The organism is Streptomyces sp. NPDC101160 (genome assembly GCF_044768205.1).
GTDB lineage: Bacteria > Actinomycetota > Actinomycetes > Streptomycetales > Streptomycetaceae > Streptomyces.
The window spans coordinates 1,142,471-1,155,915 of record NZ_JBIWPJ010000001.1; the positions used below are offsets into that span (position 1 = coordinate 1,142,471).

General features: G+C 72.8%; 17 protein-coding genes and 1 riboswitch. Of the genes, 9 read left to right on the top strand and 8 right to left on the bottom strand.

Annotation, left to right across the window (positions count from 1 at the left end; translation table 11 throughout):
* Positions 1–2: 2 nt before the first annotated feature.
* From ureG to ACIRSU_RS05015, 6 genes are all read right to left on the bottom strand, one after another.
* Positions 3–680, bottom strand: coding sequence for an urease accessory protein UreG (gene ureG / locus ACIRSU_RS04990; protein WP_403789250.1), 678 nt, complete (start codon positions 678–680; stop codon positions 3–5).
* 25 nt (positions 681–705) lie between these two features.
* Entirely contained in the window at positions 706–1,380 is a 675-nt protein-coding gene (locus ACIRSU_RS04995; RefSeq protein WP_403789251.1) for an urease accessory protein UreF, read from the bottom strand.
* Between the two features lie 15 nt (positions 1,381–1,395).
* Complete coding sequence (locus tag ACIRSU_RS05000; RefSeq protein ID WP_403789252.1) at positions 1,396–3,117, bottom strand: urease subunit alpha; 1,722 nt, start codon at positions 3,115–3,117, stop codon at positions 1,396–1,398.
* Positions 3,110–3,448 carry an urease subunit beta gene (locus tag ACIRSU_RS05005; RefSeq protein ID WP_403789253.1) on the bottom strand — a complete coding sequence of 113 codons (339 nt, stop codon included), beginning with the start codon at positions 3,446–3,448 and terminating at the stop codon, positions 3,110–3,112. Before ACIRSU_RS05005 ends, ACIRSU_RS05000 begins: the two co-directional genes overlap by 8 nt.
* A gap of 15 nt (positions 3,449–3,463) precedes the next feature.
* Positions 3,464–3,766 (bottom strand): urease subunit gamma, encoded by a 303-nt coding sequence (locus ACIRSU_RS05010; RefSeq protein ID WP_403789254.1) that lies wholly within the window; start codon positions 3,764–3,766, stop codon positions 3,464–3,466.
* A 172-nt stretch (positions 3,767–3,938) separates the two neighbouring features.
* Positions 3,939–4,223 carry a type II toxin-antitoxin system Phd/YefM family antitoxin gene (locus ACIRSU_RS05015; RefSeq protein ID WP_403789255.1) on the bottom strand — a complete coding sequence of 95 codons (285 nt, stop codon included), beginning with the start codon at positions 4,221–4,223 and terminating at the stop codon, positions 3,939–3,941.
* Positions 4,224–4,311: 88 nt separating this feature from the next.
* Between ACIRSU_RS05015 and ACIRSU_RS05020 the strand changes: the two genes are divergently transcribed.
* The 3 genes from ACIRSU_RS05020 (at position 4,312) to ACIRSU_RS05030 (ending at position 6,242) form a co-directional block, all read left to right on the top strand.
* Complete coding sequence (locus ACIRSU_RS05020; protein WP_403789256.1) at positions 4,312–4,935, top strand: ATP-dependent Clp protease proteolytic subunit; 624 nt, start codon at positions 4,312–4,314, stop codon at positions 4,933–4,935.
* Between the two features lie 7 nt (positions 4,936–4,942).
* Positions 4,943–5,248 (top strand): hypothetical protein, encoded by a 306-nt coding sequence (locus ACIRSU_RS05025; RefSeq protein ID WP_403789257.1) that lies wholly within the window; start codon positions 4,943–4,945, stop codon positions 5,246–5,248.
* A 315-nt stretch (positions 5,249–5,563) separates the two neighbouring features.
* Positions 5,564–5,762, top strand: a riboswitch (cyclic di-AMP (ydaO/yuaA leader).
* A gap of 3 nt (positions 5,763–5,765) precedes the next feature.
* A complete protein-coding gene (locus tag ACIRSU_RS05030) occupies positions 5,766–6,242 on the top strand; it encodes a C40 family peptidase (RefSeq protein WP_403789258.1) in 477 nt (158 codons plus the stop codon).
* 66 nt (positions 6,243–6,308) lie between these two features.
* Here ACIRSU_RS05030 and ACIRSU_RS05035 read toward each other — a convergent pair whose 3' ends face one another.
* A complete protein-coding gene (locus ACIRSU_RS05035) occupies positions 6,309–6,758 on the bottom strand; it encodes an ATP-binding protein (protein WP_403789259.1) in 450 nt (149 codons plus the stop codon).
* A gap of 164 nt (positions 6,759–6,922) precedes the next feature.
* Positions 6,923–8,128, bottom strand: coding sequence for an 8-amino-7-oxononanoate synthase (locus ACIRSU_RS05040; RefSeq protein WP_403789260.1), 1,206 nt, complete (start codon positions 8,126–8,128; stop codon positions 6,923–6,925).
* A gap of 142 nt (positions 8,129–8,270) precedes the next feature.
* Between ACIRSU_RS05040 and bioB the strand changes: the two genes are divergently transcribed.
* The 6 genes from bioB (at position 8,271) to ACIRSU_RS05070 (ending at position 13,367) form a co-directional block, all read left to right on the top strand.
* Complete coding sequence (gene bioB / locus ACIRSU_RS05045; protein WP_403789261.1) at positions 8,271–9,539, top strand: biotin synthase BioB; 1,269 nt, start codon at positions 8,271–8,273, stop codon at positions 9,537–9,539.
* Positions 9,532–10,812: an adenosylmethionine--8-amino-7-oxononanoate transaminase gene (locus ACIRSU_RS05050; RefSeq protein ID WP_403789262.1), complete on the top strand. Its 1,281-nt coding sequence runs from the start codon at positions 9,532–9,534 to the stop codon at positions 10,810–10,812. The genes bioB and ACIRSU_RS05050 overlap by 8 nt, the downstream gene beginning before the upstream one ends.
* A 94-nt stretch (positions 10,813–10,906) precedes the next feature.
* On the top strand, positions 10,907–11,596 hold the full coding sequence (gene bioD / locus ACIRSU_RS05055; RefSeq protein ID WP_403789263.1) for a dethiobiotin synthase: 690 nt from the start codon (positions 10,907–10,909) through the stop codon (positions 11,594–11,596).
* A 27-nt stretch (positions 11,597–11,623) separates the two neighbouring features.
* The gene (locus ACIRSU_RS05060) at positions 11,624–11,968 is read left to right on the top strand and encodes a VOC family protein (RefSeq protein WP_403789264.1); all 345 of its coding nucleotides are present in this window, start codon (positions 11,624–11,626) and stop codon (positions 11,966–11,968) included.
* Positions 11,969–12,019: 51 nt separating this feature from the next.
* Positions 12,020–12,871 carry a TIGR03621 family F420-dependent LLM class oxidoreductase gene (locus tag ACIRSU_RS05065; protein WP_403789265.1) on the top strand — a complete coding sequence of 284 codons (852 nt, stop codon included), beginning with the start codon at positions 12,020–12,022 and terminating at the stop codon, positions 12,869–12,871.
* 61 nt (positions 12,872–12,932) lie between these two features.
* Positions 12,933–13,367 carry a GNAT family N-acetyltransferase gene (locus tag ACIRSU_RS05070; RefSeq protein WP_403789266.1) on the top strand — a complete coding sequence of 145 codons (435 nt, stop codon included), beginning with the start codon at positions 12,933–12,935 and terminating at the stop codon, positions 13,365–13,367.
* The last annotated feature ends 78 nt before the right edge of the window (positions 13,368–13,445 follow it).

Genomic DNA, 13,445 nt, shown 5'->3' on the forward strand with positions numbered 1-13,445 from the left:
GGTCATGCGGTCCACGCGGCGAGCTGCTCCCGGACCCAGGCGGCGACGGGGGCGACGCCCTCCTCGGAGCGGAGCGAGGTGAAGGCGACGGGCAGCTCGCCGCGCTGCTCCTTCGCGTCGCGGGCCATCCCGTCCAGGTCGGAGCCGACATGCGGGGCGAGGTCGGTCTTGTTGACGACGAGCAGGTCGGCGGTGGTGACGCCGGGGCCGCCCTTGCGCGGGATGTCGTCGCCGCCGGCGACGTCGATGACGAAGATCTGGGCGTCGACGAGGCCCTTGGAGAAGGTGGCGGTGAGGTTGTCGCCGCCGGACTCGACGAGGACGAGGTCGAGCGGGCCCACCGAGTCCTCCAGGTCCTCCACTGCTTCGAGGTTGGCGGAGATGTCGTCGCGGATCGCGGTGTGCGGGCAGGCGCCGGTCTCGACGGCGGCGATCCGCTCGGGCGGCAGCACGGCCTCGCGGAGCAGGAACTCGGCGTCCTCGCGGGTGTAGATGTCGTTGGTGACGACCGCGAGGGAGAGGGTGTCGCGCAGGGCGCGGCAGAGCGCGGCGACGGTGGCGGTCTTGCCGGAGCCGACGGGCCCGCCGAGGCCGATGCGCAGCGCGCGGCGGCTGCCGTCGGGCCGGTGGGCGTCGGCGGAGACGGCGGAGCCGTGGTCGTGGGAGTGGTCGAGGTGCATGAGGGCTCCTAGCGGACGTGGGGTGTCAGGAGGCGAAGAGGCGGACGGGCCAGGCGGCGTGCTGTTCGGCGGTGAGGTCGAGCAGCGGGGCCGAGGCGGCGGGCAGCGCGTCGACTCCCTCGCGGAGCGCGACGTCGGCGGCTTCGGCGGCGCGGGCCGCGACGTCGGCCATCTCGGGGGCGAGCCGGGCGAGGACGGCGGTGGCCTGGAAGGGGTCGAGGCCGAGCAGCCGCACGACGGCGGTCGCGGGGCCGCTGACCGTCTCGTACGCGACGCAGTGGGCGGCGTCCTCGGGTCCGAGCCCGGCGGCCCGGGCGGCGGTGCCGAGCACGACGGGCTGGTGGGCACCGCGCGGGAACGCGGCGGCGAGCCGGTCGAGTTCGGGGCCCGGCCAGGCGGCGCGGGCCGCCCGCATCATCTGTCTGCCGAGCCGGCGGGCGGCGGCGCGCAGCGCGGGCGAGGGGGTGCGGGCGTCGGCGGCCTCGTCGAGTGCGTACGGGTCGGCGCCGAGGGCCGCGGCGGCGGCGAGAGCGGCCGAGGTGAGGCCGGTGGTGTGGAGCCGGCCGCGGCAGAAGGCCGCCAGGCCGGCGGCGTCGGTGAGCCGGCCCGCCTTGACGGCGGCCTCGGCGCCGCCGGAGTGGGCGTGCCCGCCGGCGGGGAACCGCCCGTCGGCGAGCACGAGGAGTGCGGAACGTGACATCTTCGGCGCTCTGACTCAGAAGAGGAAGTAGCGCTGGGCCATGGGCAGTTCGGCGGCGGGCGCGGGTTCGACCGGTTCGCCGTCGATGGTCACCGAGAAGGTGTCGGCGTCGACCTCGACCCGGGGCAGGGCGTCGTTCTCGCGCATGTCGGCCTTGGTGACCCGCCGGGTGGAGCCGATGGCGGTGAACTCCTTGTGCAGACCGAGCTTCTGCGGCAGGTCGTCCTCGAGTGCCGTCGCGGCGACGAAGTTGACGGAGCCGGCCGCGGCGGCCCGCCCGAGCGCGCCGAACATCGGACGCGGCAGCACCGGCTGCGGGGTGGGGATGGACGCGTTGGCGTCGCCCATCTGCGCGTACGCGATCTGGCCGCCCTTGATGACCATCAGCGGCTTGACGCCGAAGAAGGCGGGCTCCCAGAGCACCAGGTCGGCGAGCTTGCCGGGTTCGACGGAGCCGATGAGGTGGCCCATGCCCTGGGCGACGGCCGGGTTGATCGTGTACTTGGCGACATAGCGCCGGGCCCGGTGGTTGTCGGCGGCGCCGTCGCCGGGCAGCGCGCCGCGCCGCTTCTTCATCACGTGGGCGGTCTGCCAGGTCCGCATGATCACCTCGCCGATGCGGCCCATGGCCTGGGAGTCGGAGGAGATGATCGAGATGGCGCCGAGGTCGTGCAGGACGTCCTCGGCGGCGATCGTCGAGGGGCGGATGCGGGACTCGGCGAAGGCGAGGTCCTCGGGCACGGCCGGGTTGAGGTGGTGGCAGACCATCAGCATGTCGAGGTGTTCCTCGATGGTGTTGACGGTGTGCGGCCGGGTGGGGTTGGTCGAGCTGGGCAGCACGTACGGCTCGGAGACGACGGTGATGATGTCGGGCGCGTGCCCGCCGCCGGCGCCCTCGGTGTGGTACGCGTGGATGGTGCGGCCGGCGATGGCGGCGAGGGTGTCGCCGACGAAGCCCGCCTCGTTCAGGGTGTCGGTGTGGATGGCGAGCTGGGCGCCCGTCTCGTCGCAGACGCTGAGACAGGCGTCGATGACGGCCGGGGTGGCGCCCCAGTCCTCGTGGATCTTGAACCCGAGGGCGCCGCCGCGCAGTTGGGAGTGCATGGCCTCCCGGGACATCGTGTTGCCCTTGCCGAGCAGGCCGATGTTGACCGGAAAGGTGTCCAGGGCCTCGAACATCCGGGCCATGTGCCAGGGGCCGGGGGTGATGGTGGTGGCCTTGGTGCCCTCGGCGGGGCCGGTGCCGCCGCCGACGAGGGTGGTGACGCCGGTGGCGAGGGCCTGTTCGACGACGGTCGGCGAGATGAAGTGGACGTGGGTGTCGACGGCGCCGGCGGTGACGATCCGGCCGTTGCCGACGATCACCTCGGTCTCCGGGCCGATGACCAGGTCGGGGTGGACCCCGTCCATGGTGTCGGGGTTGCCGGCCTTGCCGAGCGCGGTGATGCGGCCGTCGCGGATGCCGAGGTCGGCCTTGACGATGCCCCAGTGGTCGATGACCACGACGCCGGTGATCACGGTGTCGGGGGCGCCCTCGGCGCGGGTGGTGCGGGCCTGGCCCATGGACTCGCGGATGACCTTGCCGCCGCCGAAGACGGCCTCCTCGCCGGCCCGGCCGGGGCCGCCGGAGCGGTCCTCCTCGATCTGGACGAGCAGGTCGGTGTCGGCGAGCCGGATGCGGTCGCCGGTGGTGGGGCCGAACAGGTCGGCGTAGACGGCGCGGTGCAGCTCAGGCACGTTCGCCTCCCTTGGTCTCGGCGTTGTCGAGGGCTCCGGCGGTCTCGCCGCGCAGGCCGGGCACGATCCGGCGGCCGGCGATCGGCACCAGCTCGACCTCGACGGGGATGCCGGGCTCGAAGCGGACGGCGGTGCCGGCGGCGATGTTCAGACGCAGACCGCGCGCGGCGGCGCGGTCGAAGTCGAGACCGGGGTTGGCCTCGGCGAAGTGGTAGTGGGAGCCGACCTGGACAGGCCGGTCGGCGGCGTTCAGGACGGTGAGGCGGGTGACGGGGCGGCCCTCGTTCAGGGGCACGGGCCCGTCCGCGTACAGGATCTCTCCGGGGATCATCGGTCGCACCCGCCCTCAGACGATCGGGTCGTGGACGGTGACGAGCTTGGTGCCGTCCGGGAAGGTGGCCTCGACCTGGACGTCGTGGATCATCTCGGGGATGCCGTCCATGACCTCGTCGCGGCTGAGCACCTTGCGCCCGGTGGCCATCAGCTCGGCGACGGTCCGGCCGTCCCGGGCGCCTTCGAGCACATGGACGGTGATGAGGGCGACGGCCTCGGGGTGGTTGAGCTTCACTCCGCGCGCCCGGCGCTTCTCGGCCACGTCGGCCGCGACATGGATGAGCAGGCGCTCCTGCTCGTGGGGGCTGAGTTGCACGCTTCCACCTCACTGTCTCGCCGGGTTGCCCCGGACAGCGACGGACCCTACCGATCTTCAACACACTGTTGAACTGCGGTGATGGGCCGCCCGGTCAGACATTGCACGTTAGGGCGGAAGTTTTTCCGGCTGGTTAACCGGTGCTTTGCGCGTTCATGGCAAACGTCGATATTCAGCCGTTCGGACGCCCGGGCTCCTGATGGTGGGCCGCGATGCCGAACCGGCGCCGTTCGCCCGGAGCGGACGGAAGGTTCCCGAGCTCGGCGACCGAGCTGATCACCGACTCCTCGGCCGGCTGCTCCGCCTCCTCGAGTCGCGCCAGGTCGGCGGCGGAGACGAGGGCGACGAGCGGCTTCCCGTGGCGGGTCACGACCACCCGTTCGTTGCCGTATACGACGCGGTTGATCAGATCCGCGAGCTCTGCGCGCGCTTGCGTCACCGGAATCTCATAGGCCATGCTCCTCATCTTACGGTCTGTACGTCCTGTACATTTTTTACAGACGACAGGGCCGCGGAAGCGGCCCGCAGCAAGGAGGAGGAGCGCCATGCGACAACTGCTTCCGGAGTTCACCGAGCGCACGGCCTTCGGGACCCGCACCCTCGACCCGTACGCGAAGCTGCTCGACGAGCGGATCGTCTTCCTGGGCACGCCGGTCGACGAGATCGCGGCGGGCGACGTGATCGCCCAGTTCCTGCACCTCGACTACGCGTCCCCGGGGCAGCTGATCAGCCTCTACATCAACTCCCCCGGCGGCTCCATCAGCGCCATGACCTCGATCTACGACACGATCGGCACGGTCTCGTGCGAGGTGGAGACCATCTGCCTCGGCCAGGCCGTCGGGCCGGCCGCGGTGCTGCTCGCGGCGGGCTCGCCGGGGCACCGGCTCGCACTGCCGGGCTCACGGATCGTCCTTCAGCAGCCCTCGCTCGACGAGCCGTTGCAGGGACAGCCCAGCGATCTGGACGTCCACGCCCGCGAATTGCTGCGGCAGCGGGAGCTGATCTCCGGGATGCTCGCCGAACACACCGGCCAGGAGCGGGGCCGGATCGACTCCGACCTCGACCGGACGACCGTGTTCGACGCTGCGGGCGCCCTCGCGTACGGCCTGGTGGACCACGTGGTCCGCAGCCGCCGCGACGGCGGGACCGCCGGCGCCGGGCGGGTGTGAGCCGGCCATGGTCCCGGAACTGCCGCCGCTGCCCGCGCTCACCCGCGCCGAGGGCGAGTTCGTCGACGCGTACCTCGAAGTCGTCGATCTGCTCGGCCGGATCAATCCATCCAGGACCTCGCATACCTATGGGGCGCTACGGGCCGCCCAGGCGCTGGTCGGGCGGGCGACGGCGCTGCGCGAGGCGCTGACGCTCATGCACGCGCGGGGCGAGAGCGAGGTGCACGCGGACACATTGGCCCGCGCGCTGCGAGTGTTGGACGGAGAGCGCCGCGCGGCCCGCGTCACCATGCCCCGGCAACAGGTGAGTTGACACGAGGGCGTGTCGTGTCGAGGTCCACTCGGGCCAGCGGAACGCCGGAATCGGTCCTCCTTTCGGCGTAGTCGACGTATCGACATAGAGCTCAGCTATCTTGCGCAACGGGTGTACACATCTGGCGGAATCGGGCGTTCCACCCCTGGTGGCGGACTCGTCGCGCAAACCTCGGACGATCACCAAACCTGACTGTCCACCCGAATGGATCAGTCGTGAGGAGCCTCACATATCGCCGTTTCCACTCGGATTTCGGCGCCGGCGTGGGTCAAGATCCCTGTCGACGACAAGCCCCCGCCACCCGAGGCGGGGCGGTCCGGGCGGACGCCGAGTCCTGCCGCCGTCCCGGATGTCTGGTCGACAGGAGTGGATCGGCAGGAGTGGAGGACCCGAGCAACACGGGACGTCCGAGCGATCGGAGCCGTCCCTCGGGGTGAAGCCGCAGCCGCGGCCGGGCATCTTCGCCTGCCCGAACCCGACAGGTCATCCTTCACAGGCGGCTGACGAAGGGTTGCGCATGACTGCGCAGATTCATGTCCCGTCCCTGCTGTCCCGGGCCGGAGCCGTCTCGGCTCTCACCCTCGCCGCCGTCGGCGGCACGCTGCTCGCACCAGGAGCGGCGCCGGAGGCCCAGGCCGCGAGCTCGTACGCCAACACGGCACTGAGCGTCGCCGCCTCGAAGAAGGGATCGCCCTACCGGTACGGCGCATCAGGCCCCACCAGGTTCGACTGCTCGGGTCTCACGCTCTACTCGTACAAGAGGGCGGGCAAGACGCTGCCCCGCACCGCGCAGCAGCAGTACAACACCACACGCCACATCTCGGCGGCGAGCCGCCAGAAGGGGGACCTGGTCTTCTTCCACTCCGGTGGAAGGGTGTACCACGTCGGGATCTACGCGGGTAACAACGCGATCTGGCACTCGCCGAAGACCGGCTCATGGGTGAAGCTCGACCGGATCTGGACCTCGAAGGTCTCCTACGGCCGGGTCCGCTGACCCGTCGCACGGCACCAGGCGGCCAATCTTCCGGCCATCCGGTCAGCGGGTTGGCCGGTCGGCCGGTCAGCCGGGGACCGCCGCCGGCCAGGGCAGCTCGATCCACACGGTCTTGCCGCCCTCGGCCGTCGGCGTCACCGACAGCCGGCCGCCCGCCTCGACGGTCAGCGAGCGGATGATCATCATGCCGCGGCCGTTGTCCTGCTGGACGGCCGCCGGCAGGCGCCTCGGCCAGCGGGGGTGGCTGTCCGTCACCCCGATGCGCAGCCGCTCGTCCCGCTCCAGACGGACGTCGATCGTGAAGGTGGGCGACTGCCCGAAGGTGTGCTGGACGGCGTTGGTCGCCAGCTCGGAGACGATGAGCCGGACCGCGTCGGCCGTGTCGGCGTGGCCCGCGGGGTCTCCGACGTCACCGAGCCCCCAGGAGGCGAGCACCTCGGCGACGTACCTCCGCGCGGCGGGGACCGATGCGGGGTCGCTCGGCAGCGTGACGGTTGCTTCCTGCTGGTCTGCCATGGCGACGCTGTCCCTTTCCCCTCCGGGCCCGGCCCGGGTTGCGCTTCGCGTCAGACTGCCACCGATCGTGCGGCCCTGGGCGGCGATCGACCAAGTTATACGGATATCTGTCGCCCGAAGCGGTGAACCGTGCGACGGGCGACCCGACAGCCGCGGGACATCCCCTATGCGCCCCGCGCGCCCGGCGGAGCCGTCCGCACGATCGTGGTCACCGCGCGCTCGATCTCGGCGTCGGTGAGGTCCGCGCGGGCGGTCAGCCGGAGCCGGGAGATGCCGTCGGGGACGGACGGCGGGCGGAAGCAGCCGGCGGAGAGACCGAGTTCGCGGCAGGCGGCGGCCCAGCCGAGGGCCTCGTTCGGGCCGGGCGCACGGACCGAGACCACGGCGGCGTCGGGGTGGGCGGCGGTGAGGCCGGCCTCGGTGAGCAGCCGGTGCAGGGTGGTCGCGACCGTACGGGCCCGGGCCGCGAGCCCCGGATCGGCGGCGATCAGCCGCAGCGCGGCCAGCGCGCCGCCCGCCGCGGCCGGGGCGAGGCCGGTGTCGAAGATGAAGGTGCGGGCCGCGTTGACCAGGTGCTCGATCACCCGGGCCGGGCCGAGCACCGCACCGCCCTGGCTGCCCAGCGACTTGGACAGCGTCAGCGTCGCCACCACGTCCGGCGCGCCCGCGAGCCCCGCCGCGTGCAGCGCCCCGCGCCCTCCGTCGCCGAGGACGCCGAAGCCGTGCGCGTCGTCCACGACCAGGCCCGCGCCGTGCTCCCGGCAGGCCGCCGCGAGCTCCGTGAGCGGCGCCCGGTCGCCGTCCACCGAGAAGACGGAGTCGCTGACCGCGAGGGCCCGGCGGCCCGGGTGCGCCGCGAGCGTCTTCGCGACGGCCTCCGGGTCGGCGTGCGGCACCACCGCGGTCGCGGCGCGCGCGAGCCGGCAGCCGTCGACGATGGAGGCGTGGTTGGCGGCGTCGGAGACGATCAGCCCGTCCCGGTCGGACAGCGCGGTGAGCGCGGCCAGGTTGGCGGCGTAGCCGGAGGAGAAGACGAGCGCCGCCTCGAATCCGCAGAAGTCGGCGAGTTCGCGTTCCAGGCGGGCGTGCAGCCGGGTCGAGCCGGTGACGAGCCGGGAGCCGGTGGCGCCCGCGCCCCAGCGGAGCGCCGCCTCGGCCGCCGCCCCGGTGACCTCCGGGTGGCGGGTCAGGCCCAGGTAGTCGTTGCTCGCGAGGTCGAGCAGCTCCGACTCGGCGGCCCGGGGCCGCAGCGTCCGTACGAGACCGGCCTGTGCGCGCTGCCGCGCGGCGGCCTCGGTCCAGTCGAAGGCGGACGGGCGCGGGGCCGGCGCCTCCCCGGAGGCCGGCGGGTCCACGGCGTACGACGGCATGGCAGATCCTTTTGTAGGCAGCGCACAGACCCTAACCGGCTGCGGCCGAGGTCAGGGTGTGGTCATACACACACCTCAAACGGGGCCGTTTGTTCAGTTCCTCCTTGGCCGCGAGGCGTGCCGTAGGCCAGGATCAGCCCTTATGGACCTGCTGAACACGCTGGTGGAGAAGGGGCTGCGGCGCGAGACGCCGACCCGCGAAGAAGCGCTCGCCGTGCTGGCGACCTCCGACGACGAACTGCTCGATGTGGTGGCCGCGGCCGGCAAGGTGCGCCGCCAGTGGTTCGGGCGCCGGGTGAAGCTCAACTACCTCGTCAACCTGAAGTCCGGGCTCTGCCCCGAGGACTGCTCCTACTGCTCGCAGCGTCTCGGCTCCAAGGCCGAGATCCTCAAGTACACGTGGCTGAAGCCCGAGGAGGCGTCGCAGGCCGCCGCGGCCGGTGTGGCCGGCGGCGCCAAGCGGGTCTGCCTGGTGGCGAGCGGCCGCGGCCCGACGGACCGGGACGTCGACCGGGTCGGCAAGACCATCGAGGCGATCAAGGAGCAGAACGAGGGCGTGGAGGTCTGCGCCTGCCTCGGTCTGCTCTCCGACGGCCAGGCCGAGCGGCTGAAGGCGGCCGGCGCCGACGCGTACAACCACAACCTCAACACGTCCGAGGGGACGTACGGGGACATCGCGACCACCCACACCTACGCGGACCGCGTGGACACCGTGACGAAGGCGCACGCCGCCGGTCTGTCCGCCTGCTCCGGTCTGATCGCGGGCATGGGCGAGAGCGACGAGGACCTCGTCGACGTCGTCTTCGCGCTGCGCGAGCTGGACTCCGACTCGGTGCCGGTCAACTTCCTCATCCCCTTCGAGGGCACGCCGCTCGCCAAGGAGTGGAACCTCACCCCGCAGCGCGCGCTGCGGATCCTGGCGATGGTGCGGTTCGTCTGTCCGGACGTCGAGGTCCGGATCGCGGGCGGCCGCGAGGTGCACCTGCGCACGATGCAGCCGCTGGCGCTGCACATCGCCAACTCGATCTTCCTCGGCGACTACCTGACGAGCGAGGGCCAGGCCGGCCAGGCCGACCTGGACATGATCGCCGACGCGGGCTTCGAGGTGGAGGGCGCGGGCACGACGACGCTGCCGGCGCACCGCGCGGACGTCGCGGCGGCCAGGGCGGGCGGGTGCGGCTCGCACGCGGAGGCCGCCGGCGGCTGCGGCTCGCACGAGGCGGCGGAGGGCGCGGGCTGCGGCTCGCACGCCGAGGCCGGTGGCGGCTGCGGGCCGTGCGGCGGTCACGCGCAGGCGGCCCCCTCGGCCGATCCCGCCGCCGAGCCCGCCGGCGAGGTGCCGGGTGCGCGTCCCGACCTCGTGGCGGTGCGCCGCCGCGGTGCCGGTACGGAGCTCGCCCCGAATGCGTAACGACGAGCTGCTCGCCCTGGACCGGGCGCACGTGTGGCATCCGTACGCGCCCATGCCGGGACGTACGGATCCACTGGTCATCGAGTCCGCGTCGGGTGTCCGGCTCCGCCTCGCCGAACCGGTGCACGGCCAGGCCGAGTTGATCGACGGCATGTCCTCGTGGTGGTCGGCGCTCCACGGCTACAACCACCCCGTCCTCAACGAGGCGGCGCACGGCCAGCTGGACCGGATGAGCCATGTCATGTTCGGCGGGCTCACCCACGAGCCGGCCGTGCGGCTCGCCACGCGCCTGGTCGAGATCACCCCGGAGCCTCTCCAGCACGTCTTCCTCAGCGACTCCGGCTCGGTCTCCGTCGAGGTCGCGGCCAAGATGTGTCTGCAGTACTGGCGCTCGGTGGGCCGGCCCGGCAAGCAGCTCCTGATGACCTGGCGCGGCGGGTACCACGGGGACACCTGGCAGCCGATGTCTCTGTGCGACCCCGAGGGCGGGATGCACGAGCTGTGGTCGGGCGTGCTCCAGCGCCAGGTCTTCGTCGACGCGCCGCCGGTCACGTACGAGGAGTCGTACGCCCGGATGCTGCGGGAGCAGATCGCTCTCCACGCGGACGAGGTCGCCGCGGTGATCGTGGAGCCGGTGGTGCAGAACGCGGGCGGGATGCGGTTCCACCCGCCCGAGTACCTGCGCGTCCTCCGCGAGGCGTGCGACGAACACGGGGTCCTCCTGATCTTCGACGAGATCGCGACCGGCTTCGGCCGTACGGGCACGCTGTTCGGCGCCGACCAGGCCGGCATCTCGCCCGATGTGATGTGCGTGGGCAAGGCGCTGACGGGCGGTTACCTGTCGATGGCGGCCACGCTCTGCACGACGGAGATCGCGGAGGGCATCTCGCGCGGCGAGGTTCCCGTTCTGGCGCACGGGCCGACCTTCATGGGCAATCCGCTGGCCTCGGCGGTGGCCTGCGCTTCGATCGACCTGCTGATGTCCCAGGACTGGGCGCTGGAGGTCAAGCGCATCGAGACGGGACTCCGCGAGGGGCTCGCCCCGGCCGCGGAACTCCCCGGTGTGCGCGAGGTGCGGGTGCTCGGCGCCATCGGCGTCGTCCAGCTCGACCACGACGTCGACATGGCGGCGGCCACGGAGGCAGCGGTCCGGGCGGGCGTGTGGCTGCGCCCGTTCCGCGACCTGATCTACACGATGCCGCCGTACGTGACGGGCGACGAGGACCTGGCCCGCATCTGCGCGGCGGTACGCGAGGCGGCGCGGGCGGGCTGAGCGGCCGCAAGGCTCCGGCCGTGCGGGGCTCTCGTCCCGCACGGCCCGGCCCGTCCACGCCCCCGCTCACCCCTTACGGACAAAGGACATTCCCATGAGCATCATCGTCATCACCGGCACCAACACCGAGGTCGGCAAGACCGTCGTGACCGCCGCTGTCGCCGCCACCGCCACCTCCGCCGGGCGTTCCGTCGCCGTCCTCAAGCCCGCTCAGACCGGTGTCGCGCCCGGCGAGCCCGGCGACGCCGACGACGTCGCGCGTCTCTCCGGCGCCGTGACCATCGCTGAACTCGCTCGTTTCCCCGAGCCGTTGGCGCCGGGGACGGCGGCTCGGCGGGCCGGCATGGCGCCGGTGCGGCCGGCCGAGGTCGCCGACGCCGCACGCAAGCTGGCCGAGGAGCACGACCTGGTCCTCGTCGAGGGCGCGGGCGGGCTCCTGGTGCGGTTCGACGAGGAGGGCGGGACGCTCGCCGACGCGGCCGGGCTGCTCGGCGCGCCGGTGCTCGTCGTCGCACAGGCGGGGCTCGGGACGCTCAACATCGCCGAGCTGACGGCGGAGGCGCTGCGGGCGCGCGGGATCGAGCAGCTGGGCGTGGTCGTGGGCAGCTGGCCCGAGGAGCCGGGGCTCGCGGAGCGGTGCAATCTGACGGATCTGCCGGAGGTGGCGGGCGCGCCGCTGCTCGGCGTGGTGCCGGCGGGCGTGGGCGCGCTGTCCCCGGAGGCGTTCCGGGCGGCCGCGCCGACCTGGCTGGCGCCCGCGCTCGGCGGCACCCGGGAAGCCTGACCACTCCCGCACTCGTACGCTGGCGCCATGCGCGCTCGTGTTCAGGAGATCGTCTTCGACTGCGCCGCCCCGGCCGCCCTCGCGCGGTTCTGGGCGGCGCTTCTCGGCGGTTCGCCGGTCGACCGGAGCCCGGACTGGTCGTACGTGGACCCGCCCGGGTTCGTGCGGATCGCGTTCCAGCGGGTGCCGGAGGGCAAAGCCGCGAAGAACCGCGTCCATCTGGACGTGGAGGTGGCCGACCCGGACGCGGCGGCCACGGAGGTACTGCCGCTGGGCGCGCGGCGCTCGGGCGGGATCGTGACCGACGAGCAGGGGTCGTTCCAGGTCATGCACGATCCGGAGGGCAACGAGTTCTGCTTCGTGACGGGCTAGGTCCACGGGGTAGGTTCGTACGGCAGGTATCGTCAACAAGGGGGTCTCACCGTGGTGTTACCGTTCCGATTCGCCGTCAACATGCTGGAGCAGAGCGCCACGGGCAACGAGTGGCGGGCCCGCTGCGCCCGCGCGGAGGAGCTCGGCTACGACCTGATCCTGGTCGCCGACCACCTCGGCATGCCCGCCCCGTTCCCCTCCCTGGTGGCGGCCGCGCAGGCCACCACCCGCACCCGGGTGGGCACCTTCGTGCTCAACTCGGGCTTCTGGAACCCGGCGTTGCTGGCCCGCGAGGTGGCGACGACGGCCGCGCTGACCGACGGCCGGCTCGAACTCGGCCTCGGCACCGGCTATATGCCGTCGGAGCACGAGCAGGCGGGCATCCCGTTCCTGCCGCCGCGCGAGCGCGTCGACCATCTCACCCGTACCGTCGAGGAGTTGAAGGACGAGCCGTCCGGCGTGCCGCTCCTGATCGGCGGGAACGGCAACCGGGTGCTGCGGCTCGCCGCCCGGCACGCCGACGTGATGGCCTTCTCCGGCGGCCGCTTCGACGGCGACACGCCCACCGTGCTCACGGCCGAGGAGCTGGCGGCGCGCGTCGAGGCCTACGCGGGCTTCGAGAAGGAGGCCGGCCGGGAGGTGCCCGCGGAGCGCAATCTGCTGATCCAGCGCGTCGTGGTGACCGACGACCGGGCCGCGGCGGCCGCCGACTTCCTCCCGCACGTCCCGTACCTCACCCAGGAGCAGGTCCTCGACCTGCCGATCCTCGCGGCCGGCACGGTCCGGGAGATCGCCGACCGGCTGCTGGGCCTGCGCGAGCGGCTCGGCATCTCGTACTTCACCGTGCTCGACCACTCGATGGAGGAGTTCGGCCCGGTGATCGCGGAGCTGCGCGGCGCGTAGCGCGTCCCGTCAGGCGAAACAGGGTCGACAAGCAGAGCCGGCCGGTAGTGGGATGGCCGCCATGGACGATCTTCGGATACGGGCCGCGGTCGCGGCCGACATCGACGCCGTGCTCGCCTTCTGGCAGGCCGCGGCCGAGGGCACGAGCATCAGCGACGACCGGGCCGGGGTGGCCCGGCTCGTCGACCGCGACCCGGAGGCCCTGCTGCTCGCGGAGCGGGGCGGCGAGCTGGTCGGCACGGTCATCGCCGGCTTCGACGGCTGGCGCTGTCATCTCTACCGGCTCGCCGTCCGTCCGGACCATCGCCGTCGCGGTATCGGCGGCGCGCTGCTCGCGGCCGCCGAGGAGCGTTTCGTACGGCTCGGGGGCCGGCGCGCGGACGCGATGGTGCTCGACCGGAACGACCTCGGGCAGGCGGCGTGGCGGGCGGCGGCGTACGGCCCCGAGGAGCAGTGGACGCGCTGGGTGAAGCCGCTGCCGGCCCCCACCGCCTGAGCACTTTGCCGATCCTTTACCATGGAGGGGCAGAACCGATCCTCCTACCGAAAGGTGTGAGCGTCCGCCCATGGGCGA

Bases quoted from the DNA above. Each gene is read 5' to 3' on its own strand.
- ureG (WP_403789250.1), bottom strand. From the start codon at position 680: ATGCACCTCGACCACTCCCACGACCACGGCTCCGCCGTCTCCGCCGAC.
- ACIRSU_RS04995 (WP_403789251.1), bottom strand. From the start codon at position 1,380: ATGTCACGTTCCGCACTCCTCGTGCTCGCCGACGGGCGGTTCCCCGCC.
- ACIRSU_RS05005 (WP_403789253.1), bottom strand. From the start codon at position 3,448: ATGATCCCCGGAGAGATCCTGTACGCGGACGGGCCCGTGCCCCTGAAC.
- ACIRSU_RS05015 (WP_403789255.1), bottom strand. From the start codon at position 4,223: ATGGCCTATGAGATTCCGGTGACGCAAGCGCGCGCAGAGCTCGCGGAT.
- ACIRSU_RS05020 (WP_403789256.1), top strand. From the start codon at position 4,312: ATGCGACAACTGCTTCCGGAGTTCACCGAGCGCACGGCCTTCGGGACC.
- ACIRSU_RS05025 (WP_403789257.1), top strand. From the start codon at position 4,943: ATGGTCCCGGAACTGCCGCCGCTGCCCGCGCTCACCCGCGCCGAGGGC.
- ACIRSU_RS05030 (WP_403789258.1), top strand. From the start codon at position 5,766: ATGACTGCGCAGATTCATGTCCCGTCCCTGCTGTCCCGGGCCGGAGCC.
- ACIRSU_RS05035 (WP_403789259.1), bottom strand. From the start codon at position 6,758: ATGGCAGACCAGCAGGAAGCAACCGTCACGCTGCCGAGCGACCCCGCA.
- ACIRSU_RS05040 (WP_403789260.1), bottom strand. From the start codon at position 8,128: ATGCCGTCGTACGCCGTGGACCCGCCGGCCTCCGGGGAGGCGCCGGCC.
- bioB (WP_403789261.1), top strand. From the start codon at position 8,271: ATGGACCTGCTGAACACGCTGGTGGAGAAGGGGCTGCGGCGCGAGACG.
- ACIRSU_RS05050 (WP_403789262.1), top strand. From the start codon at position 9,532: ATGCGTAACGACGAGCTGCTCGCCCTGGACCGGGCGCACGTGTGGCAT.
- bioD (WP_403789263.1), top strand. From the start codon at position 10,907: ATGAGCATCATCGTCATCACCGGCACCAACACCGAGGTCGGCAAGACC.
- ACIRSU_RS05060 (WP_403789264.1), top strand. From the start codon at position 11,624: ATGCGCGCTCGTGTTCAGGAGATCGTCTTCGACTGCGCCGCCCCGGCC.
- ACIRSU_RS05070 (WP_403789266.1), top strand. From the start codon at position 12,933: ATGGACGATCTTCGGATACGGGCCGCGGTCGCGGCCGACATCGACGCC.